The sequence below is a fragment of the Streptomyces sp. NPDC006134 genome, assembly GCF_040628835.1.
Classification (GTDB): domain Bacteria; phylum Actinomycetota; class Actinomycetes; order Streptomycetales; family Streptomycetaceae; genus Streptomyces.
Map to the genome: position 1 here is coordinate 138,762 of NZ_JBEXTV010000007.1, position 22,493 is coordinate 161,254.

Sequence of the window (22,493 nt, forward strand, 5' to 3'; positions counted from 1 at the left end):
CGAACAGATCCTGGGCGACACCCACCCCCAGACCCTGGCCAGCCGCAACAACCTCGCCGGCGCCTACCAGGCGGCAGGAGACCTCCACCGGGCCGCCCCCCTGTACGGAACCGCCTCCCCCCAGGGTGAACAGGTCCTGGACGACGCCCGCCCCGACACCCTGACCATCCGCGACAGCTTCATCCACATCCGCCGGACCGGCTGAGCTGTACGGCGGAGAAACGCGGTGACCTCAGCCACGAGGCAGAGGGTCGGCGCGCGTCGCGGTGCGCGTCCGGTCCGTGCCACCGTCGTGCCGGGTACGGGACTCGGTCACGGTCGACGTGACGTGGCGGGCGTCGCGCAGCCGGATCACCCGGTGGCCGGCGGTCACCAGAGCATGAGCGCCGCCTTCCCGGAGCCCCAGGCCGAGTAGAGCCGGGTGCGGAGCACATAGCGGCGTCCTTCGAAGAGCCTGACCTTCAGGTGGGCGTTGCTGTCCGTGCCGCTGTCGTCCTCGGCGGTGAAGAAGCGCAGTTCGCCGTCGATCTTTTCGAAGAGCACCATGACGACGTCGCTGTTCCCGAGGGTGCCGATCTCGTACATCCGCGTTTCCGACGGGACGATGGCGAAGTCCGACTGCTCACCGGCGGCGAGGGTCAGCTCGACCGACTGGAACGGGTGGAGCTCGGTCGGCATGTCGTCCAGGGGCGGATACCACCGTTTGACGTACTCCTTGTCCCGCTCGGAGAGGGCGAGGGGGTCCGGTATCCCGTCCCGGTGGTACTTCTCCGGCCGGATGATCAGGCCGGGCGGGAAGGGGTACTGCATGATGGATGCCGGGTCCCAGTCGGATCCTTCGACCTCGCTGATGGAGAGCTTGCGCAGGATGTTGTGGAAGGTCCGCTCCCGTGGCCACTTGTTCGGAGGAGCGGCGAGCGTGGCGTAGACCTTCTCCTCGTCCCACTCGATCCCGGCGAACGGGTTCTGGTGTTCGTGGGCGAAGCCGAGCGCGTGCCCGATCTCGTGTCTGGCGGTGGCCTTGCCGTGCCGGCTGGTCAGATCCCAGCCGAAGTTCATCGTGCGCTCGCGCGTGCTGATGCCCAGCGCATCCCGGCCCACGTAGGACCAGGAGCCGTCGCCCCGGCGGAAACCGATGCGGATTTCGGCTTCCGCGGGCCGGTCCACCTCGCGGAACTTCAGCCCGATGCCGATGGCCTCCCAGTCCCGAAACGCCTGGCGGACCTCATCGCGCTGCTCATCGAGCTGCCCGTCGGATGCGCCGTCGGACTCGTTGAGGAAGCAGTAGTGCAGTACCGTGCCGCTCACCCACTTGGTCCGCATCAGCAGTATGGCGCTGAGCCGGTCGGGGCTGAGCCCCGGGCGCAGATCCGGTTCGGTTACCGGGGGTTGTGCGCAGTAGAGGGGTGCCGGTTCCTCTGTCTCGCTCACGGGTGCCTCGTTGTAGGTGACTGCCATGACTGTTCTCTTCTGTGGGGTTGAGGTGGGGCCACGTGGTCGTAAGTTCGCTCGGGTGTGCTGATGTCTCGGCGTCGAGGTCGTGTGGGGCCGCTGCTGCCGCAGGTCGTGCCGGTGGCGCGCGGCCGGGCACCACGCTCTCCAGGCCACCAGGTTGTCGTAGACGGGCTGGGCGTTCCCGGTGCCGGAGTTGACGGTCACTCCGCCGTAGGCGTGGACCGCGAATCCGTACCGGCCGCCGTTGACGACGCGGTACACGGCACTGCCGCTCTGTCCGCCGGCGGTCTGGAGCAGGCCGGCGTCCGGCCACGCCCCGGAACCGAACCATCCGGTGGTGGAGCCCAGTTCGGTGGGGATGATGATCGCGCCGTAGTCGTAGTTCTCGTCGTTCTCGTCGTTCTCGTCGCCGCCGCGGCCGGGCATGTCCTGGATGCTCTTGACCCATCCGTCGCGTCCGAGTGCACCACTGTTCTTGATGCGCACCACGTGACCGGCGGTCACCAGCGTGTGGGGCCCGATGAAACACCCGGTCCCGATCCACCGGGAATTGTCCGCGGCGGTGACGAGCAGCGACGAGTGAGCCCGCCACGGACAGGCCGCCGTGTGCGTGATCCGGACCCGGTCGTCGACCCCGTGAACGGTCTCGGCCACCGGGGGCAACGGGCCGAACGGCACCTCGCCGATGTCCCGCAGTCTGGCGGTGGGTGCCGTCCATGCTTCAGCCGCCGGCTGGCCGTGTTCCGGACGCTGGCAGCCCTCGGCCTGCTCCAGGCCGTCAGCGCCGGGCTGAATCGTCTGTATCGTCCGTCCTTCCGCGCCTGTCGACGGGTCCACGACCGGGGCCTGCTCCGCGGCGAGCACGACCTGCTCCCGAGGCTGGTTCGACACCGCCGTGTGCTGATCACGTGCCATGTCCCTGGACCTCCCGCTCGATCGCCGGCACCGCGGTCCACTGGCGGAGCTGACCCGTGTGTCATCTGCCGACCACAAGGGCGGCCACATCTGACGATGACGGTCGGCTGAACCCGGGCCCTGCGACTGCGCCCCGCGGCCGGGCCTTGCGCTGCCGAACGGACTGCGACCGCGCGTCCCGGCTGGTGTCGCGCGGCGAGATGCGCACGAGCGGCGCTCCCAAGGGGATCAACCAGTTCCATAACCCCTTATCGCCTTATCGTCGCATTCATCACAATACGGCCATTCGGGTGGTCCGGCATCGGGAGGAACAGCGGCCGGACCCGACGAGCAGGCCGTCGCCGCCCTCGCATCCCTCACGTCCCTCATGTCTCTCACATCCCTCACGTCCTGGCGGCTCCCGCACGAGCCGCGCCGCGCCGCCACCTGGATCGCCGAGCCCGGCCAGGCCGTACCCGCCCGGCGTCCTACCTGCTCGAACCGCTGGCGTCCTACCTGTCCGAACCGCCGGCGTCCTATCTGCTCGAACCGAGGGCGGAAAACGCTCGCTGCACCAGCCAGTAAATAACCGAAACGGTGAATTCGAAACGACGTCAAACCGCCCTGACCAGCCAGAATTCCCTTCCCGCACAGCGGGGAACCTCATGGCATGCGCCGCCTGGATACGCGTGTTATGACGTAGAAAACGCTGTGCGGCACGGGGACGCGGAAGGAACAAATGAAATGGCAAACGCGGCTTTCGCCAAGCTCTTGTCCCTGGAAGCGATAAGGGTTCAGGACCCGGACGGCGCGGACGAGATCCTCGTCAGCAGAGGCGGCGGCGTCGTCTTCGAAAAGGTGCGCATGCGGAAAGGGGACGTGTTCGAGTTCGACGAGCGGTTCGTTCCGTTCGTCAACCAAGAGCCGATCGACATCATTCTGCACGAAGTAGACGAGGCGACCGACCGGTCCAGCTTCATCGGGGGTGCGAAGATCGTCCCCTCTGAGCTGGGTCTTGGCGAACGGAAGCAGGCAATCGGCGCGCTGTCTCTGTCTCTGTACGAGCTGACGTACAAGGTCCTTTGACGGCCCGGCCGTGGTGCCCGCCCGGCTACGGGGAGGGCGAGCCGGGCCTCGTCGCCGGACGGCCACGCCGTTGTGGCGGGCGCGGGCGCGTGCGCCGGTCGGTTCGGGCAGGGTCAGGGCGGCCGCGGCGACGGGGGCGGGGCGTGGTGTGCGCCGGAAGTACTCCTCGACCGCGGCGATCATGCGGGGGTGGGAGACCCACGCCCCGCCGACGACGACGCCCCGCTGCCGGCCTCTACGCAGGTCGCGGCCTTGCCCCGGGGAGCCCCCCTGAAACGGGTGTCATACCTCCGCGTCCGCGTCCGCGTCCGCGTCCGGGGCGGTCAGCCTGCCAGGGGTATGGCGGCCGCTATCGCGTTGCGGTCCGTTCGGCCGACCAGCGGGAAGATGATCTTCAGGCCCTGCTCGTAGTCCGGTGAGGAAACGACGAAGGACGAGTTGAGCAGGCGTTCCTTGATCTCCGAGCGGACGAGTCCGGCGCGCGGAATCGTCATCAGGTGCTCTTCCGGCCGGGCGAAGGTCGGGTTGGCCCGGAAGATGAAGAGGCGGCGGTCGGTCATCGCCAGATACATGGGGGTCGGTGCCGGGATCACGGCCATCCCGCCACCGCTCATGATCGCCGAGGCCGTCGCGAACGCGGCGGTCCGGCGCACCGAGACCGAACTCAGGTTGACGATGGTCGCCACCTCGACCCGCTCCTGGGGCTCCAGCATGGGGTCGATGGCTGCCAGCAGCAATCGGCGTCGCTTTCCGTTCATGGACGTGCTCCTGCGAAGTTGCATAAGAACCGGGCGGAGGGTTCTTCCGCCCGGCAAGCAGCGGTCCGGTTTCCGGGCGTCGGCACAGGGCGCCGTGACCCGGGAAGCGACCGCGGGCCGGACACCCTCGCGAGGCACGGCCGGCGTGAGCTGTCGGCATACCTTGCCATACGTTTTCCCTGGTCCCGCCCCCCTTCCGGGTCGGGGCGAGCACGGTGACGGTGGCAGCGGTTCGGGCGCGCGCGGCCGCCCACAGCCGCACGTCCACAGCCGCACACGTCCGCAGCCGCACACGTCCACAGCCGCACACGTCCGCAGCCGCACACGTCCGCAGTCGATGCGTCGACGGGGCTCGGTAAGGGTCGGCAGGGTTCGGCGGGGCCCGGCAGAGCTGGGAAGGGCCCGGCAGAGCTGGGAAGGACTCGGCAGTGGCTCTGCGCAGCGAAGTACCAGAGTTAGGGTCGTGACCGGTCACGCAGGATGGCTCAGGAGGGGGTTTCGAGGATGCGCGGAACAGTGACGGCGGTCAGCAGCAACGAGGAGTACTCGTTCACCAAGCCGAACCGGGACAGCGTCACGCTGCTCGCCGGAATCGGCGTGGAGGGCGACGTACACGCCGGCGTGACGGTCAAGCACCGCTCGCGGGTCGCGCAGGACCCCACCCAGCCGAACCTCCGCCAGGTGCACCTCATCCACGAGGAACTCTTCGCCGAGCTCGACGCGGAGGGGTTCAAGGTGGCGCCGGGCGACCTCGGCGAAAACATCACCACCCGCGGCATCGATCTGCTCGCCCTGCCGGTCGGCACGCTGCTGCGGTGCGGCGACGACGCGGTGCTGGAAGTGACCGGCCTGCGCAACCCGTGCCTGCAGATCGACAACTTCCAGGCCGGGCTGCTGAAGCAGGTCGTCGGCCGCGACGAGGCCGGGAACATCGTGCGCAAGGCCGGGATCATGAGCATCGTGAAGGAGGGCGGCGTGGTGCGCCCGGGCGACGCGATCGCAGTGGAGCTTCCCAGCGGGCCGCACCGGCCCCTGGAGCGGGTCTGACGTCTGTCGCCTCCGGCGGGCCGTGACCTGGCGCCTCCCACAACAAGATCGGAAAACTCTCCGAAAGATTCGGAACATCCAACCCACCCCTTCCTGAGGGGATTGGCGCGATCGCGCGGGCAGCGCCGATTCGCATGCCGCCAAGAGGGATCACCCCAGGCCGCGCACCGTTCACGCCCACTCCACCCAAGCGCATGTTTCGAAATGATTGCCGAAACTGTTGACAGTTGACGGGGCCACACCAAAACTGTTCGCCATCGCCAGGGCCCAACGGCAACAACTGGGGCGTCACCACCCAGCACAACGGCAACCGAACCTGGCCAATGGTCACCTGCAGCACAAGCTGACCCCACCCGGCACCCCCAAGACACCCCGGGACACCCCGACGCTGGAGGACCACTCCGCATGAGAACCAGACCGCGTCTCTCGCTGCGCTCCTTGGTCACCGGACTGGCCGCCGTCGCCATGGCCGCCGCGAGCACCCTCACCGTCAACGCCGCCCCGGCACAGGCCGCGGCCTGCAACGGGTACGTCGGCCTCACCTTCGACGACGGCCCGTCCGGCACCACGCAGAGCCTGCTCAACGCGCTCAAGCAGAACGGGCTGCGGGCCACGATGTTCAACCAGGGCCAGCACGCCGCCGCCAACCCCGCCCTGGTCCGGGCCCAGGTCGACGCCGGCATGTGGGTCGCCAACCACAGCTACACCCACCCGCACCTGACCCAGCTGAGCCAGTCGCAGATCGACTCGGAGATCTCCCGGACCCAGCAGGCCATCGCCAACGCGGGCGGCGGCACCCCGAAGCTGTTCCGCCCGCCGTACGGCGAGACCAACGCGACCGTGAAGTCGGTCGCGGCCAAGTACGGCCTCACCGAGATCATCTGGGACGTCGACTCGCAGGACTGGAACGGCGCCAGTACCGACGCGATCGTGCAGGCCGCCGGCCGGCTCACCAACGGCCAGGTCATCCTCATGCACGACTGGCCCGCCAACACCCTCGCCGCGATCCCGCGCATCGCGCAGGTGCTGGCCTCCCGTGGCCTGTGCGCCGGAATGATCTCTCCGCAGACCGGCCGCGCCGTGGCTCCCGACAGCAGCGGCCCCGGCGGTGGCGGCAACGGTGGCTGCACCGCGACCCTCTTCGCCGGCCAGCAGTGGAGCGACCGCTACAACCTCAACGTCTCGGTCACCGGCTCCAGCAACTGGACCGTGACCATGAACGTCCCCTCCCCCGCCAAGATCCTCTCCACCTGGAACATCAGCGCCGGCTACCCCAGCTCCCAAGTCCTCGTCGCCAAACCCAACGGCAACGGCAACAACTGGGGCGTCACCATCCAGCACAACGGCAACCGAACCTGGCCGACGGTCACCTGCAGCACAAGCTGACCCCACCCGGCACCCCCAAGACACCCCGGGACACCCCAGGACGCCTCGGGACACCCAGGGACGCCCCAGGGCACCCTGGGACCCCGGGGCCCCGGGGGACGGAAGCCGCCGGTCGGCCAAGGCCAGGCTCCGGTACGGCTTCGAGTCCGTGGCTGCGCCCTGAGAAGCGGGGTACAGGCTCCCGCCTGATCCTCTTCCCTCGGCATGGTCACCCACGCACGCACGAAGGTCCGGCCGCGCGGGCGCGGGCCGGACCGTTCGTCAGTTGAGCGGAGTCAGCAGGACTCGCCGAACTTCACCGCGGTGAAGGCCACGGGCCGGCCGTCGAGTTCGGTGCCCGCGGCCGGTTCCTGGCTGCACACCTGCCAGTTCGACTCCATGAGGACCATGCGGTCCTGTCCGGAGGCGTCCTCGACGGTGATGCTGGTGGAGCTGTCGAGGGCCTGGCGGGCGACCTTGACCGACTTGCCCGCGAAGTCGGGCATCGTCGATCCGGCCGCCTCGGGCGCGGCGCCCTCGTCCTCGGCGGGGCAGGTCTCTTCGAGCTTGACCGCGGCGAAGTCGACCTCGGTGTCGGTCGGGTGTTCGCCGGCCGCCGGAGTCTGGCCACAGACCTTCCAGTTGCGGTCCAGGGCCTGCATACGTCCCCGGCCGAGAGCGTCGTGCGAGGTGAGGCCGTAGAAACCGGCGGCCTGCGCCTCGTCCTGAGCGGACTGGAGGCCCTTGCCGGTCATGTCCGGGAGCGTGGCGGTTTCCGCCCCGGTGTCATCCGCCTTCGCCGTGCCCTTCGCGGTGTCCTGGGCGGCGCCCTGGGTCGGGTCCTGTACGGCGGACGGCTTGCTGTCGACGCTCGGGGCGCCGCTGCCGCTTTCCGCGCCGGTCTCGCATCCGGTGAGCGCCAGCAGCCCGGCGGCGGCGAAGGCGGCGATGACGATGTGCTTACGCATGGTTCTCCCATGTCTTCGGTGCTGAAGGTGCGGCATGCGGTGCGCAGTACGCGATGCGCGATGCGCGATGAGCGATGCGCGATGCGCGATGCGCGATGCGCGATGTGTGCCGCGACGGTGGTGGAAGGAGGGGCGGTACGCGAGGCCGGACCGTTCGGGGCGCCCCTTCGAGGCAGCCCCGCGGGGGCACCTCGGCCGACGCCGGGAGGCGGTCGGCAGCGCGCGTGCGGTCAGGAGACGTCGACGCGGACCGGGTCGCCGAAGAGGCCGTCGGTGAAGGTCACGTACTTGGGGGTGAACGTCCCCTTGCCGGTGACGGCACCGGAGACGTTCTCGCCGGACGCCAGCTTCACGGTGTCGATCTGGTTCTCGTCGACGGCGAGTTCGGCCGTGTGCTTGGTGCCGTCGGTGTCCGTGATCGTGAAGTACAACGGGTTGACGTCGACCTGCTCGCCGCCGTTGTTCGCGACGGTGACGAGGACGCTGGTGTAGTCGGTGCCGTCGGCGAGGATCGTCTGTGCGAATGCCGTCTTCTTGGCCGTGACCTTGACGGGCCCCTGGGCTCGCACCTCCTCTGCGGGCTGGGGGTCGCTCTTCTCCTTGCCATCGGCGGCAGCGGCGGTCTTGTCCTTGCCGCCGTTGTCACCGGAGTCACCGCCGCCGGCCACGACGCCGATGATGACGAAAAGTGCGAGGAGGCCCGCACAGCCGACCCCGACGACCTTCCCGACGCCCCGCTTCTTCGGCGACTGAGGCATCTGGGGCATCTGGGGCGGATACGGCTGCTGCGGGTACTGCGGGTACTGCTGGTTCACGTTGCTCCCCGAGGTCTTTCAGTGCATTGCAGGTGTAGGACTCGAGGAGATGCCGCAAGGTTGTACAAACTCGAAAAAGATCTTTTATGAGAGATACAGCCCACAATAAAGCACAGTATTCCGCCCTATGACCATTCGTCGCACACTGTTGGGAGCACACCTGCACGTCCTTGACCTCGATCAAGCTTGAGGTCCTACCGTCGGCCTCACCGACCGACACCCCGTCACCGGGCAGGACCCGATGGCCGACCACAGGAGGACCAGCCCCGTGCAGTACTCGCACAGTGACGCCGAACTGATCCGGCAGCCCATCGGCTACTGGAGCTGGGCGGCCTACAAGGCCGTCGTCACCCGCATCCGGACCGCCCTCGCCGAGATCGGCACCAACCAGCCGCAGTGGTGGGTCCTCGCGCAGGTCGCACGCGCCGACACGGTCAAGACGCGCGACGAAGTGTCCCGTCTCCTGCGGAACTACCTGGACACCGGCCCGGAAACCATGGAAGCGGAGATCGACGCGACCATCTCCCAAGGCTGGATCACCGAGGACGCCGAGGGGCGTCTGGGCATCACGCCCGAGGGCAGGGCGTTCTACGACAAGGCCGCCGCCCTCCAGGACGACCTGTGGGCGGAACGGCACGCAGGCATCTCCGACGAGGAGTACCTGACCACCCTCAAGGTCCTGCAACGGTTCATCCACAACACGGGCGGGCGGGCCTGGCACCACTGAGCCGCCGCGCCCGCCCCTGACGCCGGCCTCCCCGGCGCCCTGCCTCCCCGGCACCCGGTGTCGTCGGGTCCGCGCCGGTGGAGGTGTGATCGGGGTCCGCCGCCGGGTTCAAGGCATCGTCCCTGCCGGCCTCTTCCTCGGCAGCGGTCCTCCGCCCGTCGTGCCCTGCCGGCTCACGGCCGCCAGTACGAGGGTCACGGCGAGGGACGCGGCGGCCATGGCCGTCATCGCCGTGGCCGGGGAGGTCAGCTGGGCCACCGTGCCCGCCAGCGCGGCGGCGACCCCCTGCATCGTGAGCATCCCGGCGGAGTGCAGCCCCAGGGCGTGACCGGCGAGCCCGTCCGGGGTCAGGGCCATCAGGCGTTCCTGCTGCACCAGGCTCGCGCCGAAACCGACGGAGGCGACAGCGGCCAGGCCGGCCGCCAGGGGCAGGGGCGGGTGCAGGGCGAAGGCCAGGTACGGGGTCGCCAGCAGGGCGAGGAGCGGTACGCCCAGGCGGGGGCGGAGCCGGGGCGGCAGCAGACGGCCGACCGTCACATCGTCGGCCAGCATGCCGAGAGCGGCGCAGGCGAACAGGGTGCCCGCCGCGTGCGGGGCGTAGGAGACGTAGAGCGATTCGCAGCCGACGACCAGGCCGTTGGGGACCCAGAGGGCCAGGTAGACGTGGCGGCGGGGGCGCGAGGACCACAGCACGGCGTTGGTGCGCCAGGTCGCCGAGACGGACGGGCGGCCCAAGGCCCGCGGCGGGCGGGCGGTCAGGCCGCCCAAAGTGCCGGCCGCCGCGGTGACGTACAGGGCCGCCGCGAGCAGCAGGGCCAGGCGCGGGGAGAGGAGAGCCACCAGGGCGCCGCTCGTCGCGTAGCCCGCGGTCTGCGTGATCCCGCTCATCATGTTGAACACCGAGCGCCCCAGCAGGTAACCGCTCCCGTCGCCGCCACTGCCGCCCTCCCCGGAGAGGATCTCGTTCAGCAGGCCCCAGCGGACTCCGCCGTCCAGGGAGGCGACCACCCCCTGGGCGAGCAGGACGGCGAACACGGCCCACACGGGCAGGCCGGGTACGGCCAGGAACGCCGTCGCTGCGGCGAAGGCCAGCGAGATGCCCGCCATCGCGGCCCGCGGGGGCAGGCGGTCGGCGCCGGAGAGGAAGAACGTCGCACCGAGCACCTGGGCCAGCGACGGCCCGAACATGCTGACCGCGGACAGCAGGCCGGGCTCGGACGGGAGTGGATCGCCGACTTCCTCACGCCCGCCCCGCGGGAGGGGGAGACCGTCGAGGAGGGCGCCGCGCGGGTGCGGGCGTTCTCCTCCGGCCAGGCCCGCGCCCATCTGGCCATGTCCCTCGCCGGTCCGCTGCCCGCCGCCCTCGACCGCGACGACCTGCCCGAGCGCGCCGCCGCGCTCCTGGAGTACGTCTGGGCCGAGGCCGTACGGCCGTACTGGGCCCGGCGCCGCCGCGTCCTGGAGGCCGATGTCGTCGCGCGGACCGCGCAGGTGGGCCGGGACGGCTGGGCGGCCGTCCTGGACGGGCTGCGGCCCGGCACGCGCTGGCTCGGCGGCAACCGTTTCCAGGTCAATCTCCACGAGTACCCGCCGTGCGAGATATCCGGCGCCGAGCTGGTCTTCGTCCCGGTCACCCCGCAGCGGCACGGCTGGGTGTCCTGGGAGGAGGCCGAGCGGTACGCGGTGGTCTACCCGTGTGCCGGGGTGCTCGCCGACGGTGCCGGCCGGGCCGTGCCGACGGGGCTGGGCGCCCTGCTCGGGGCCGCGCGGGCCCGGGTGCTGGTGCTTCTCGGCTCGCCGCTGAGCACCAGCCAGCTGGTCGCCGTGACCGGGCAGGGGCTGGGCTCGGTCGGGCGGCATCTGAGGGTGCTGCTGGACGTGGGGCTGGTGGAGAGGCGGCGGGCGGGCCGGTCGGTGCTGTACTCGCGGACGGCGGCCGGGGAGGTCCTCGTACGGGCGGTGGGCGGGGAGGCGCCACCCGCGCGAGCGGAGACCGGACCGGTGGTCGGCGCCGGGGACACCGGGAGCGCCGAAGCACCGGGGGAGCCTGGAGGTACTGGAGGTACTGGAGACTCCGGAGGTTCCTGAGGTGCCGGAGGTGCCGGAGGGTGTTCCCCGGCGGGGCTACCATCCGCCCATGACGACCTCAGACATCACAGACGACTCCCCTCTCACCGTCGACATCGGCGCCCTCCAGGGCGGTCCCGCGGAGCTCGGTCAGTACGCCGGACAGGTCGTGCTGGTCGTGAACGTGGCCTCCAAGTGCGGGCTGACCCCGCAGTACACGGGCCTGGAACGGCTGCACGAGCGGTACGCGGACCGCGGGTTCACCGTGCTCGGCGTGCCGTGCAACCAGTTCCTCGGGCAGGAGCCGGGCAGCGCCGAGGAGATCGCCGCGTTCTGCTCGGCGACGTACGGCGTGACCTTCCCGATGACCGAGAAGGTGGAGGTCAACGGAGAGGGCCGGCATCCGCTGTACGAGCGGCTCGTCGGCTTCGCGGACTCCGAGGGGCACAGTGGGGACGTCCGCTGGAACTTCGAGAAGTTCCTGATCGGGCGGGACGGCCGGGTGGTCGCCCGGTTCGCGCCGCAGACCGATCCGGAGGCGCCTGAGCTCGTGGCCGCGATCGAGGAGCGGCTGGCCGGCTGACCTCGCCCCTGGGGCAGGGGCGGGGCCGAGGGTCCTGGCCGCCGGAAGGGGTGCTTCGCCGAGGGGAGGCGGCGGGGAGGGGGGAGGGCCGACCCCGGGCATGGACCGAGCCCTCTCGGCTAGGACGGCGAACTGGTCGAGAGGGCCCTGGTCGTGCGGTCGGCGCGACCGGGTGGCCGATATGGCCGGGTGGCCGATATGGCCGATGTAACTGATATAGCCGGGTCGGCCGCTGTTACGCCTTGACCGAGGCCACGAACGCGTTCCACGCGTTGGCGGGGAAGGCCAGCGTGGGGCCCTCGGGGACCTTGGAGTCGCGGACGGCCAGTGCTGCCGTGGACGGGGACTTGACCTCGACGCACGCGCCGTTTCCTCCGGAATAGGAGGACTTGGTCCAGGTGTCCGTGGCGCCCTGAAGAATTGCCATGTTTGCTCCGGTGGCGAGTTGCTGAATGCTGTCGCCGCGCCGCGGGCCCGCTGGGGACCCCGCGGTACGGATTACGCCAATGTCGTGTGATCGTTGGCGTGATCGACGCTACTCGCTGACCTCTCCGTTCCGCGCAGCCATTCACCCGACCGGATGGCATATTCCATGTGGTTCTCCGGTCCGTCGCGGCGGGGGTGTAGCATCCCCGCCCCCGCCGCGACGGAAGGCCCGCGGGAGGTCAGCGGGCGTAGCCCTTCGCCATGTCCTCGATGAGCTGACGGGACTGCTCCACGTTCAGCGCCTGGGCCCGCAGGTGCTCGTACATCACGGTGTACTTCTGCACGTCGTGCGCCTTCTCCAGGTACAGGTCGCTGGTCACGCCCTCGATGTACACGACGCTGGAGTCGGCCGCGTCGGCGAACTCCAGGATCGAGTACTGCCCGTTGATGCCGGGGTGCGCGCCGACGCCGAACGGCAGCACCTGCACGGTGATGTGCGGCAGCTGCGACATCTCGGCGACGTGCTCCAGCTGCTCCCGCATGATCTGGCGGCTGCCGACGACCCGGTGCAGGGATGCCTCGTCGAGGACCACCCACAGCCTCAGCGGGTTGTTGTCGACGGTCACGCGTTCCTGGCGCCGTATCCGCACCTGGACGCGCTTCTCGATGTCGGCGGCCGACGTCTCCGGCAGGGCACCCTGGATGAGGGCCTCGGCGTACGGGCGGGTCTGCAACAGGCCGGTGATGATCTGGGGCTCGTAGGTCCGCAGCGACTCCGCGTCGGTCTCCAGACCGATGTAGACGCTGTACGGGATGTCGCCGAAGGCGTGCCACCAGCCCTGCTGGCGGGAGTCCTTGGCCATTTGCATCAGCGACTCCACGAGTCGCTGGTCCTCGACCTCGTACACCCCGCACAGGTCACGGACGTCGCGCTGGCTGATGCTGCGCCGGCCGTTCTCCAGGCGGCTGATCTTCGACTGCGACACCAGCAGTCGCTCCGCCACCTCCTCGGCGGTCATGCCCTTGAGCTCGCGGAGCCGGCGCAGCTCCTGGCCCAGCCGGCGTCGCCTGACGGTGGGATTGACATTGGACGCCACGGGACGTGCACCTCCGGCTGCCTGCCTCGTACTTGCCACTTTGCGTATCTGTTGCTGAGCAGACTGCCACCAAGGGGCTTGCCAGCGCTGGGAAACCGTCGATATGCGCCGCGCACACGCCAGTTCGGACGTCCGTTCGGGAAACCGCCGGCGACCGGCCGGGCGCACTGTTCGGGCGTTCCCGGACATAAAGCCGCGCGGGGCGGCGGACCGTGTCGTCGTCCGGACGTACGGTCTCACCACCCCGCGCGGACCAGCGGCTCCCGTACCGGGTCTGTGGGGACGGTCGGTGCGGCTCTGCCGTGCGGTCGTGCGGTCATGCGCTCGCGCGATCATGCGGTCATTCATGCAGTAGTGCGGCCGTGTGATCGTGCTGTCGCACTGTCGTGCTGTCGTGCTGTCGTGCCGGCACACTGAACTGCGCTTGCCGTACCGCCGTGGGCCGGTCAGTGCGCCGGGACGCGCGCCATGGGTCCGCGGCGCGGCTGGGACGGGACGCCCCGGGCGTTCTCCGCCGCGGGCCTGGTTCCGGCGGTCTGGCGGCCGGCCGGGGCCGAGCCGCGGCGCGGCTGGGCCGCCACGCCGTTCTGGACGTCCATCACGGCGTGCGCCACGAGGCCGCCCATCGGGTCGTGCCGGATCAGGTCCCGCAGCCGGGAACGGGACGAGCGGCCCTCGTTGCCCGGGTACAGGTGCTTGCCGAGGCCGACCGCGTGGGCGAGCGCGGCGAGCGCCGCCGTCCGCGGGTCCGGTGGTACGCCGGTGCGGATCGCGGCATCCAGCCGGGCCCTGATCTCCCGGCTGATCGCCGTGTCCGTCGCCTGGTAGCGCGTCGTCGGCAGCACCCCGCACATCTGGCCCTCGACGGCATGCACCATGCCGCACCGTTCCAGATGCGAGAGATAGGTCTGGCGGAGCCCGAGACGGGGCCCGCCGATCCAGTGGACGGCCCGTACCGGAGCACCGCGCCTTCGCAGCAGCTCCAATGCGCAGTCCAGTGTCGGATCTCCTGTCGGCCGTGGCACCACCACGGCGATACGATCCCCGTCTGGGGCTATCCGTCCGGCCAGCGCCAGCTCCACCAGCTGAGCTCCGGCCAGACCGAGGTCGAGCGACTGCGGCTGCGCAGTGGTACCCGTGGCCGGGTCCAGTGCCAGCAGCAGAAGCTCCTCCGGAAGTGTTCTGCGGCTCCTGCCCATCCATGCCTCCCCGCGTGGATGAATGACAGGGTGACCCCTCTCACATTGGTCTGTCGAGGGTGCGTGACCGGTTCGTAAGGGAACCGGCAGGTATGTCGTTCTCGTCTACCGCTGGGGTGCGGCCCGCACACAGGACACTGGTACATGGTTCGGACAGCGCGGCGGAGCGGTGTCCCGGGCGGCGGTTCACGGTTCGTACGCGCACGCTGTACGTGCGGCGCATGGAGGAGGCATCGGTGGCGGGCGAGTCCCCCGACAAGTCGAAGCAGCGCGAGTCGTCGGCACGACCGACGTCGGGGAGCGCGGGCCCGGTTCCCGAGGCCCGCACCGGATCGGGCGAGACCCGCGAGGCGCGTGATCCGCGGCTGGCGGCCGCGCGGGAGTCCGCGGCGTCGTCGTCGGCCTCGTCGTCGGCCTCGGCCTCGGCGGTCGGCCGGGGTGCGGACACGGCGGTGAAGGCGACCAAGGTGCTGCCGGCTTCCGGACCGGAGCCGGAGAGCGCGGCGACGGAGGACGAGGGAACCGGCGCCGAGGACTCCGCCGCGGCCTCCGCCGCCTCCGGCGACCGCGAGAAGACCGACGCGCCGAGTGACGGCAGGCTGCGGAAGGCCGTGGCGGCCTGGGTGGCGTCGGCGGACGAGGACGAGGACGAGCACAAGGGCGGGGACGGGGACGGGGGCGGCCCGCGGGACGAGGCCGACGACCCGTCCGAGGCCGCCGAGAAGGCCGGGATCGCCGAGACCGCTGGAAAGGCCGAGGAGGCCGAGAAGGCCGGGATCGCCGAGACCGCCGGGAAGGCCGAGGAGGCCAGGAAAGGCCCCGAGAAGGCCGAGGAGAGCTCCGAGAAGGCCGAGGGCGCCGGGAAGGGCCGCGAGGCCGACGCCGACGCGCGGGAGGACGGCACGGACGCGGCCACCGGCGCTCCCGAGGCCGGGGACGAAGACGAGGACGAGGGCGAGGGCGACCGGGCCGGCACGAGCGCCGCGACCGGCGGCGAGGACACCGGCACCGACGACGATACGGACGCCGGAACGACCGGTGAAACGACCGGTGAAACGACCGGCGACGCGGACGGCGACGCCTCCGACGATGCCGGCGCCGACGCCGACGAGCAGCCCGTCAAGCCGCCCGTCGACCAGCCCACCGCCGTCTTCAAGGCCGTACGGCCCTCCGCGCCCGCCGTCGACCAGCCGACGACCATGCTGAAACTGGGCGACGCGGCCACAGGACAGAAGAAAGCCGAAAAGACCGAAACCCCAGGAAAGACCGGAAAGCCCGGAAAGACCGACACGGCCAAGCCCGCCGAGACCGCCAAGCCCGCCAAGACCTCCGGGGATGCTCCCGAGTCCGACACCGAGCGCACCAGCAAGTTCGTCGCGCTCAAGCCCCTGGACGACCCGGCGACCCGCAAGCCGCCGCGGAACGGTCCGGCGGCGGCCGACGCGCCCGCCGCCGAGGCCACCACCGCGCTGCCCCGGGTGCCCGCGGACGCCACCGCACCCGTCCCGCAGGTCGGGCCGGAGCGGACGACGCAGCAGCCGCTGCCGCCCAAGCCGCCGCTGGACCTGCTGGCGGAGCTGACCAACACCCCGCCGCCTCCGCCGACCCCGCTGCGCACGCTCGCGCGCCGGGTCAAGATCTGGACGCCGCTGGTCGTTCTGCTGGTGATCGTCTTTGCGGTCGTACAGGCCATGCGCCCGCTGCCGTCGCCCGAGCTGGAGCTCACCGCGGAGGACAGCTACACCTTCGAGGGCGGCAAGGTCGACATCCCGTGGCCGTCCGCCGGGCAGGCCGCGCTGGACGTGCAGGGCATCGGCACGTTCGGGTCGTCCGGCGAGCAGAAGCCCGTGCCGATCGCCAGTGTCGCCAAGGTCATGACCGCGTACCTCATCCTGCGCGACCACCCGCTCGGCAGCGGTGAGGAAGGGCCGAAGATCGAGGTCGACCAGGCGGCCGAGGACCAGGGCGTCCAGGAGAGCGACGAGTCGAAGGTCAAGGTCTACAAGGGCGACAAGATCTCCGAGCGCGAGGCCCTGGAGGGCGTCCTCATCGCGTCCGCCAACAACGTGGCGCGGCTGCTCGCCCGCTGGGACGCGGGGTCGGAGGAGGCGTTCGTGAAGAAGATGAACGACGCCGCCAAGGACCTCGGCATGGCCAACACCACGTACACCGACCCGTCGGGGCTGAACAACACGACGGTGAGCACGGCCGTGGACCAGGTGAAGCTGGCCAAGGAGGCGATGAAGTCGCCCGCGTTCCGCGAGGTCGCGGCGATGATGTCGTACGTCGACTACAAGGGCGTCACGCACACCAACTGGAACCAGCTCGTCGGCTTCAACGACGTCGTCGGCATCAAGACCGGCACCACCACCTCCGCGCTCGGCAACCTGGTCTTCGCGGCGAAGAAGGAGGTCGGCGGCGAGACGCGGACGATCGTCGGTGCCGTGGTGCGCCAGCCCGAGGGCGGTGCGGACAACACGATCCTCGCGGGCGCCCTGTCGGCGGGCGACAAGCTGATCCGGGCCGCGCAGGGCGCGCTGGAGTCGCGGACGATCCTGAAGAAGGGCGATGTCGTCGGGTACGTGGACGACAGGCTCGGCGGCCGTACGCCGGTCGTCGTGACGCAGGACGTGAAGGCGGTCGGCTGGGCGGGCCTGACGGTGAAGCTGACGTTCGCCGCCGACGACATCCCGCACACCGCGAAGGCCGGCACCAAGGTGGGCACGCTCACCGTGGGTGACGGCGGGGTCAGCGGTGCGGTGAAGGTGCCGGTCGCCCTGGAGAAGGACCTGGTCGAGCCGGGCTTCACGGACAAGCTGACCCGCATCGGCTGACGCCGGGCCCGGGGTCTCCGGGCCTCGGGGTCTCCGGGGACCGGACCCTGATTCCCGCCCCTGAGCCCGGAGCCCGGATCCCCGATTCCCGGCTCCCCCGAATCCGCTCGCGCACCCCGTCGGCGGCGCCCCACCCGGGCGACCGCCGGCGGGGTGCGTGCTAGCGTCACGAATCGGGGCAAGGTCGCCGGTCGCGGAAAAGCGGTCGTGAACACCATGGAACGCGAAGACCATGGGAAGGGAACGCGACCGGGAACAGTACACGGGACACGGGAGTGCCTTCAGGTGGCCACTGCGGAGCCGACACACGCCGACGACGCCGGTCAGGGTTCAGGAACCGGCCCGCGAATACCCGCGCACCCACCGGGGCGGCATCCCGGGCGCCCAGGCCATTCCAGCCACTCCGGCCACTCCGGCTACTCCGGCCACTCGGAACGCTCCGATCACTCGGGGCACTCCGATCACCCAGGGCACTCCGATCACCCAGGGCACTCCGGCCACGCTGCCACCGCTGCCGCCTCTGGCCCCTCTGCTCACACCGGCCACTCGGCTTCCTCCGGCCCATCCGCCCCCTCTGGTTCCTCCGGTCCCTCCGATCCCTCCGATCCCTCCGGTCCCTCCGATCCCTCCGGCTGTGATGACGTTCCGGGGTCGCACGGTGACCGGCCGGAGTCCACGTCCCCCCTGGGGGCCGCGGCCGTCGCCCTGCGCGAGCGCCTCGCCCGTCACCCCGTGCTGTTCGTCACCGGCCTTGCCGGGGTCCTCCACATCATCTGGTTCTTCACGTTCGCGAACAGTGGTGGCGATCTCGCGGCGCAGGACGCGTGGGCGGAGTTCGTCGGCCGGCACCCCGACTCGGCGTACAACCTCGCCTGGTACGGCGGCATGCACCCGGTGTCGTACAGCGTCGTGTCGCCGTACCTGATGTCGGTGCTCGGCGTGCGGACGACGATGATGGTCGCGGGGACGCTCTCCGCCGGCCTGCTGACGCTGATCCTGGTCCGCAGCCGGGTCCGCCGGGTCGTGGCCCGGCCCCTGGCGCCCGCGCTGGCGGGTGTCTTCGGTCTGCTCTGCAACGCCGTGTCGGGGCGGGTGACGTTCGGGCTGGGCACGATGTTCGCGCTCGGCGCGGTCGCCGTCGTGTTCTGCTGGCCGTACCGCTGGCGTTACAAGCGGTGGGCGAAGGCGCTGTGCGCGGCGCCGCTGGCCGCGCTCGCCACCATGGCCTCGCCGGTGGCGGGCCTGTTCGTGGGCCTGGTCGCGGTGGCGCTGTTCCTGCAGAAGCGCCGTCCGGGGGCCTGGGCGCTGGGGCTGGCGCCGAGTGCGGTGGTGGCGCTCTCGGCGTGGCTGTTCCCGTTCTCCGGGACGCAGCCGATGTCGTTCGGGTCGGCGTTCCTGCCGTTGGTGTACGCGGTCCTGGTGTGCGTGCTGGTGCCGCGCGCGTGGGTGACGGTGCGGATCACGGCCGGGGTGTACGCCCTGGCCGTGCTGCTGGTGTGGCTGATCAGCTCGCAGATCGGGTCCAACATCACGCGGCTGGCGATGCTGTTCGCGGGCGCGGTGCTGGTGGCCGCGCTGCCGTTCGCGGTGCCGCGTTCGCGCAGGTGGTACGCGCTGGTGGTCGCCGTCGCCGGTTTCGTGGCCTGGATCGGTTTCAAGTCGGTCGACGACATCGTCCACACCACCCCGGCCGCCGCCTGGGCGCGGGAGCTGGCGCCGCTGGTCAACGAGCTCCAGGAGGTCGGCGCCGAGAAGGGCCGGGTGGAGGTCGTACCGGCCCGTTCCCACCGGGAGGCGTCGGCGCTGGCGCCGTACGTGAACCTGGCCCGGGGCTGGAACCGCCAGGCCGACATGGAGCGCAACCCGCTCTTCTACGACGACACCCTCAACTCGGCGAACTACCACGAGTGGCTCAAGCGGTGGGCCGTGCACTTCGTGGTGCTGCCCAAGGACGAGCCGGACGGGGACGGCGGTGAGCGCGAGCGGGAGCTGGTGCAGCGGGGGCTGCCGTACCTGAAGCAGGTGTGGGGCGATGCCAACTGGCAGCTGTTCGAGGTGACCGACCCCGCTCCGCTGGCCGAGCCGCACGCCGTGGTGGAGCGGGCCGAGCAGGGCGAGTGGACGATCCGGGTCGAGCGGGCGGGCCGGGTGCTGGTCCGCATCCCGTACTCGCCGTGGCTGAGCATCGTCGACGCCGAGGGCAAGAGCCTTCAGGCGCCGCAGGAGACGGTGGCCTCGAAGAACCGCCCCGAGGGGACGCCGAAGACGTACGACAACGTCAACGGCTGCCTGATGGAGACGGAGGAGGACACCCAGGGCGACAAGTGGACGGTGCTGCTCGCGCCGGAGCCGGGCACCTACCGGCTGGCGGCGCCGTACCAGCTGCCGCGCGGGACGCCGTGCCCGGAGGAGCTGCGCTGACCCTGCGGCCACCCGGTGGCCGTCCGCGTCGCGAACACACACGATCAAGTTCATATAGATGAACGAGGGTCATTCAGTCGAACATTTTTACTCCCTCTTGACCTTCCGGTTCCTTGTCGTGCCCGCATGCCCCCACCCACGATGAGCGGGCACTTCGCGGCCTTCCTCGCCCCTACCCCGTTCAGGCGAAGTGCCAACCAGCTGAGCGGAGTTCACAAGGCGGACCCTGGAAGGGGGGCACATGAACAGTCTCGACTGGGCCGTGCTCATCGGCTACTTCGCCGTGATGGTCGCCATCGGCGTCTGGTCGCACAAACGCGTGGACAACGTCAGCGACTTCTTCACGGCCGGCGGGAAGATGCCCTGGTGGCTCTCCGGCATCTCGCACCACATGTCCGGCTACAGCGCGGTGATGTTCACGGGGTACGCGGGCATCGCCTACACCTACGGCGTCACGTCCTTCGTCACCTGGTCCTTCCCCATCGCCCTCGGCATCGCCATCGGCTCGAAGCTGTTCGCGCCGCGCATCAACCGGTTGCGGTCCCGGCTCCACGTGGCCTCCCCGCTGGAGTACCTGAAGAACCGGTACAACCTGCCCACCCAGCAGGCGCTGGCCTGGTCCGGCATGCTGCTGAAGATCGTGGACGTGGGCGCCAAGTGGGCCGCCATCGCCACGCTGCTGTCGGTGTTCACCGGGATCTCCCTGAACCAGGGCATCCTCATCACCGGTGTGATCACGGGCATCTACTGCACGATCGGCGGTCTGTGGGCGGACGCGCTGACCGAACTGGGGCAGTTCATCATCCAGTTGCTCGCCGGTCTCGCGATGCTCTTCGCGGTGCTGGTCCGGCTCGACGACCACGGCGGCTTCTTCGGCGTCTGGGACGAACCGGCCCTCCAGGGCCACGGGAAGCCGCTGGTCGGGCCGTACACCACGGTGTTCCTGCTGGCGTTCCTGTTCATCAAGCTCTTCGAGTACAACGGCGGCATGCTCAACCAGGCCCAGCGGTACATGGCCACCCCCACCGCCAAGGAAGCCGAGCGGTCGGCGCGGCTGTCGGCGATCCTCTGGCTGGTGTGGCCGCTGGTGCTGTTCTTCCCGATGTGGATGTCGCCGCTGCTGGTGGAGTCGCAGAAGCCGGACGGTTCCGACTCCTACGCCCTGATGACCGAGCAGCTCCTCCCCCACGGGCTGCTGGGCCTGGTCATCGTCGGCTTCTTCTCGCACACGATGGCCATGTGCTCCTCCGACGCCAACGCGATCGCGGCGGTGTTCACGCGGGACGTGGCGCCGGTGCTGTGGGCGCGGGCGCGGACGTGGGGCGAGCGGCGCGGTCTGATGGTGGCGCGGGTGACCACGGTGGTCTTCCTCGCCCTGTCGATGGCGGTGGCGACGCAGGTCAACTCGCCGACGTTCAAGGACATCATCACCGTCGTGATCAAGTGGGTGGCCGGTCTGATGGGCCCGATCGCGATCCCGATGATGCTCGGTCTGCTGCGGGCGTTCCGCCGCTCCGGTCCCACGGCGGCGCTGACGAGCTGGGCGGCCGGACTGGTGGCGTTCTGGCTGGTCAACTACCCGATCCACTGGAACGTCGACGGCGGCGTCCCGCTCCAGTACCAGGTGTCGGTGCCGCTGGCCGTCTCCCTCGTGCTGTACATCGTGATCGGCTACCTCAAGCCGGAGGACACCCCGGAACGGCTCGCGATCATCGAGCGCGTGAACACGGACGGGGACGACTCCTCGGGTGCCGCGGCGGCGGTCCCGGCGCCGGCGGGCGGGGCGGAGGACGCGGCCGGCCGGACGTGGGTCAAGGACTAGAAGGACCAGACGGTCTCGTCCGGGTCGGCGGGCGGACCGGACCGGAGGAAGACGCCCGCGACGGGGAGTCCGGCCGGGGCCCCCTCTCGCGGGCCCCGGCCGCGTGCCGGTGAATCCGCACGATCGCGGAGTCCACCGGGACGGCCCGGCGGAACCGCCTAGCCGTCGACCTCGTACCGGCCGACCTCGAGGAAGTGACGCAGCGCTTCCGGAGTGTTGTCGTCCAGGGCCGCGCGCGCCGCCGCGCGCAGGGCGTCGCTGCTGCCGGGGTCGGCGATGATCCTGGCGATGGCGACGCGGTCGTCCTCGGCCTGGGCGAGCCGGTAACCGGACTCCAGCCAGGCGCGCATCTCCTCCGGGGTACCGCTGTCGAGCAGCTCGTTGGCCTCCCGGATCACACGCCTGCCACTGTCGGGGTCGGCGAGAATCCTGGCGATGGCGACACGGTCGTCCTCGGCCTGCGCGAGCCGGTAACCGGACTCCAGCCAGGCCCGCATCTCCTCCTCGGTGCCACTGTCCAGAAGCTCGTTCGCCTCCCGGATCACACGCCTGCCACTGTCCGGGTCGGCGAGAATCCTGGCGATGGCGACGCGCAGGTCGTCCACGTCCATCTCGTCGTAGGGGGAGCCCGTCTCCGGCACCGCGGCGACGGCCGAGGACGGCGTGGCGGCGGCGTAGGACGGGGTGGTGAGCAGCAGGGCCGGGGCGAGTGCGCCGGCGGCCACGGCGAGGGTTATGCGGGTCAGTCTCACGAAGTGAACCACCTTGGTGTCGTAGTCACGGAACGGTCCGGCAGGGTGCGGCAGGGTGCGGCAGCGAGATCGTTCCAAAGGGCGGCGGCCGGGACGTTACCAGGGCCACGCAGACTTCACAGTTCTTTAATTGCCTACGCCAGGCAGGCAGTTCCGGTCCGGTCCGGAGGCCCGGGA

Annotated in this window: 19 protein-coding genes; 10 read left to right on the forward strand and 9 right to left on the reverse strand. The window is 70.5% G+C overall.

What is annotated here, in order from left to right:
- The coding region (locus ABZ340_RS06860; protein ID WP_358780682.1) for a tetratricopeptide repeat protein at nucleotides 1–205 on the forward strand (205 nt) is incomplete at its 5' end.
- A gap of 164 nt (nucleotides 206–369) precedes the next feature.
- On the opposite strand, the gene ABZ340_RS06865 is transcribed toward ABZ340_RS06860, so the two are convergent.
- The gene (locus ABZ340_RS06865) at nucleotides 370–2,370 is read right to left on the reverse strand and encodes a M12 family metallopeptidase (protein ID WP_358780683.1); all 2,001 of its coding nucleotides are present in this window, start codon (nucleotides 2,368–2,370) and stop codon (nucleotides 370–372) included.
- 723 nt (nucleotides 2,371–3,093) lie between these two features.
- Here ABZ340_RS06865 and ABZ340_RS06870 point away from each other — a divergent pair.
- Complete coding sequence (locus ABZ340_RS06870; RefSeq protein ID WP_358780684.1) at nucleotides 3,094–3,435, forward strand: hypothetical protein; 342 nt, start codon at nucleotides 3,094–3,096, stop codon at nucleotides 3,433–3,435.
- A 323-nt stretch (nucleotides 3,436–3,758) separates the two neighbouring features.
- On the opposite strand, the gene ABZ340_RS06875 is transcribed toward ABZ340_RS06870, so the two are convergent.
- Nucleotides 3,759–4,193: a hypothetical protein gene (locus ABZ340_RS06875; RefSeq protein WP_358780685.1), complete on the reverse strand. Its 435-nt coding sequence runs from the start codon at nucleotides 4,191–4,193 to the stop codon at nucleotides 3,759–3,761.
- A 504-nt stretch (nucleotides 4,194–4,697) separates the two neighbouring features.
- Between ABZ340_RS06875 and ABZ340_RS06880 the strand changes: the two genes are divergently transcribed.
- Both ABZ340_RS06880 and ABZ340_RS06885 read left to right on the forward strand, forming a co-directional pair.
- Complete coding sequence (locus tag ABZ340_RS06880; protein ID WP_358780686.1) at nucleotides 4,698–5,240, forward strand: MOSC domain-containing protein; 543 nt, start codon at nucleotides 4,698–4,700, stop codon at nucleotides 5,238–5,240.
- A gap of 405 nt (nucleotides 5,241–5,645) precedes the next feature.
- Nucleotides 5,646–6,626 (forward strand): polysaccharide deacetylase family protein, encoded by a 981-nt coding sequence (locus ABZ340_RS06885; protein WP_358780687.1) that lies wholly within the window; start codon nucleotides 5,646–5,648, stop codon nucleotides 6,624–6,626.
- A 275-nt stretch (nucleotides 6,627–6,901) separates the two neighbouring features.
- Here ABZ340_RS06885 and ABZ340_RS06890 read toward each other — a convergent pair whose 3' ends face one another.
- Nucleotides 6,902–7,573: a hypothetical protein gene (locus ABZ340_RS06890; protein WP_358780688.1), complete on the reverse strand. Its 672-nt coding sequence runs from the start codon at nucleotides 7,571–7,573 to the stop codon at nucleotides 6,902–6,904.
- A 230-nt stretch (nucleotides 7,574–7,803) separates the two neighbouring features.
- A complete protein-coding gene (locus tag ABZ340_RS06895) occupies nucleotides 7,804–8,388 on the reverse strand; it encodes a DUF4352 domain-containing protein (RefSeq protein ID WP_358780689.1) in 585 nt (194 codons plus the stop codon).
- A gap of 268 nt (nucleotides 8,389–8,656) precedes the next feature.
- Here ABZ340_RS06895 and ABZ340_RS06900 point away from each other — a divergent pair, with 268 nt between their 5' ends.
- Nucleotides 8,657–9,115, forward strand: a complete 459-nt coding sequence (locus ABZ340_RS06900; protein WP_358780716.1) for a MarR family winged helix-turn-helix transcriptional regulator — start codon at nucleotides 8,657–8,659, stop codon at nucleotides 9,113–9,115.
- A gap of 108 nt (nucleotides 9,116–9,223) precedes the next feature.
- Here ABZ340_RS06900 and ABZ340_RS06905 read toward each other — a convergent pair whose 3' ends face one another.
- On the reverse strand, nucleotides 9,224–10,441 hold the full coding sequence (locus ABZ340_RS06905; protein WP_358780690.1) for an MFS transporter: 1,218 nt from the start codon (nucleotides 10,439–10,441) through the stop codon (nucleotides 9,224–9,226).
- On the opposite strand from ABZ340_RS06905, the gene ABZ340_RS06910 reads away from it, so the two are divergent.
- Entirely contained in the window at nucleotides 10,406–11,203 is a 798-nt protein-coding gene (locus tag ABZ340_RS06910) for a winged helix-turn-helix domain-containing protein (protein WP_358780691.1), read from the forward strand. The genes ABZ340_RS06905 and ABZ340_RS06910 overlap by 36 nt on opposite strands.
- A gap of 49 nt (nucleotides 11,204–11,252) precedes the next feature.
- Nucleotides 11,253–11,765 (forward strand): glutathione peroxidase, encoded by a 513-nt coding sequence (locus tag ABZ340_RS06915; protein WP_358780692.1) that lies wholly within the window; start codon nucleotides 11,253–11,255, stop codon nucleotides 11,763–11,765.
- A 235-nt stretch (nucleotides 11,766–12,000) separates the two neighbouring features.
- On the opposite strand, the gene ABZ340_RS06920 is transcribed toward ABZ340_RS06915, so the two are convergent.
- The 3 genes from ABZ340_RS06920 to ABZ340_RS06930 form a co-directional block, all read right to left on the reverse strand.
- A complete protein-coding gene (locus tag ABZ340_RS06920; protein ID WP_358780693.1) occupies nucleotides 12,001–12,192 on the reverse strand; it encodes a DUF397 domain-containing protein in 192 nt (63 codons plus the stop codon).
- 238 nt (nucleotides 12,193–12,430) lie between these two features.
- Nucleotides 12,431–13,288 (reverse strand): helix-turn-helix transcriptional regulator, encoded by an 858-nt coding sequence (locus ABZ340_RS06925; protein ID WP_358780694.1) that lies wholly within the window; start codon nucleotides 13,286–13,288, stop codon nucleotides 12,431–12,433.
- Between the two features lie 446 nt (nucleotides 13,289–13,734).
- Complete coding sequence (locus tag ABZ340_RS06930; protein ID WP_358780695.1) at nucleotides 13,735–14,487, reverse strand: GPP34 family phosphoprotein; 753 nt, start codon at nucleotides 14,485–14,487, stop codon at nucleotides 13,735–13,737.
- A 221-nt stretch (nucleotides 14,488–14,708) separates the two neighbouring features.
- On the opposite strand from ABZ340_RS06930, the gene ABZ340_RS06935 reads away from it, so the two are divergent.
- From ABZ340_RS06935 to ABZ340_RS06945, 3 genes are all read left to right on the forward strand, one after another.
- A complete protein-coding gene (locus ABZ340_RS06935; protein ID WP_358780696.1) occupies nucleotides 14,709–17,321 on the forward strand; it encodes a D-alanyl-D-alanine carboxypeptidase in 2,613 nt (870 codons plus the stop codon).
- Nucleotides 17,322–18,005: 684 nt separating this feature from the next.
- The gene (locus tag ABZ340_RS06940) at nucleotides 18,006–19,742 is read left to right on the forward strand and encodes an MFS transporter (protein WP_358780717.1); all 1,737 of its coding nucleotides are present in this window, start codon (nucleotides 18,006–18,008) and stop codon (nucleotides 19,740–19,742) included.
- Between the two features lie 241 nt (nucleotides 19,743–19,983).
- Nucleotides 19,984–21,564: a sodium:solute symporter family protein gene (locus ABZ340_RS06945; RefSeq protein ID WP_358780697.1), complete on the forward strand. Its 1,581-nt coding sequence runs from the start codon at nucleotides 19,984–19,986 to the stop codon at nucleotides 21,562–21,564.
- 158 nt (nucleotides 21,565–21,722) lie between these two features.
- Here ABZ340_RS06945 and ABZ340_RS06950 read toward each other — a convergent pair whose 3' ends face one another.
- A complete protein-coding gene (locus ABZ340_RS06950) occupies nucleotides 21,723–22,316 on the reverse strand; it encodes an ALF repeat-containing protein (RefSeq protein WP_358780698.1) in 594 nt (197 codons plus the stop codon).
- Nucleotides 22,317–22,493: the final 177 nt, after the last annotated feature.

What these genes read in the sequence shown, in the direction of transcription:
- ABZ340_RS06930 (WP_358780695.1), bottom strand. Translation starts at nt 14,487, where the DNA reads ATGGGCAGGAGCCGCAGAACACTTCCGGAGGAGCTTCTGCTGCTGGCA.
- ABZ340_RS06920 (WP_358780693.1), bottom strand. Translation starts at nt 12,192, where the DNA reads ATGGCAATTCTTCAGGGCGCCACGGACACCTGGACCAAGTCCTCCTAT.
- ABZ340_RS06915 (WP_358780692.1), top strand. Translation starts at nt 11,253, where the DNA reads ATGACGACCTCAGACATCACAGACGACTCCCCTCTCACCGTCGACATC.
- ABZ340_RS06865 (WP_358780683.1), bottom strand. Translation starts at nt 2,370, where the DNA reads ATGGCACGTGATCAGCACACGGCGGTGTCGAACCAGCCTCGGGAGCAG.
- ABZ340_RS06870 (WP_358780684.1), top strand. Translation starts at nt 3,094, where the DNA reads ATGGCAAACGCGGCTTTCGCCAAGCTCTTGTCCCTGGAAGCGATAAGG.
- ABZ340_RS06875 (WP_358780685.1), bottom strand. Translation starts at nt 4,193, where the DNA reads ATGAACGGAAAGCGACGCCGATTGCTGCTGGCAGCCATCGACCCCATG.
- ABZ340_RS06935 (WP_358780696.1), top strand. Translation starts at nt 14,709, where the DNA reads ATGGAGGAGGCATCGGTGGCGGGCGAGTCCCCCGACAAGTCGAAGCAG.
- ABZ340_RS06880 (WP_358780686.1), top strand. Translation starts at nt 4,698, where the DNA reads ATGCGCGGAACAGTGACGGCGGTCAGCAGCAACGAGGAGTACTCGTTC.
- ABZ340_RS06885 (WP_358780687.1), top strand. Translation starts at nt 5,646, where the DNA reads ATGAGAACCAGACCGCGTCTCTCGCTGCGCTCCTTGGTCACCGGACTG.
- ABZ340_RS06890 (WP_358780688.1), bottom strand. Translation starts at nt 7,573, where the DNA reads ATGCGTAAGCACATCGTCATCGCCGCCTTCGCCGCCGCCGGGCTGCTG.
- ABZ340_RS06945 (WP_358780697.1), top strand. Translation starts at nt 19,984, where the DNA reads ATGAACAGTCTCGACTGGGCCGTGCTCATCGGCTACTTCGCCGTGATG.
- ABZ340_RS06905 (WP_358780690.1), bottom strand. Translation starts at nt 10,441, where the DNA reads ATGGGCGCGGGCCTGGCCGGAGGAGAACGCCCGCACCCGCGCGGCGCC.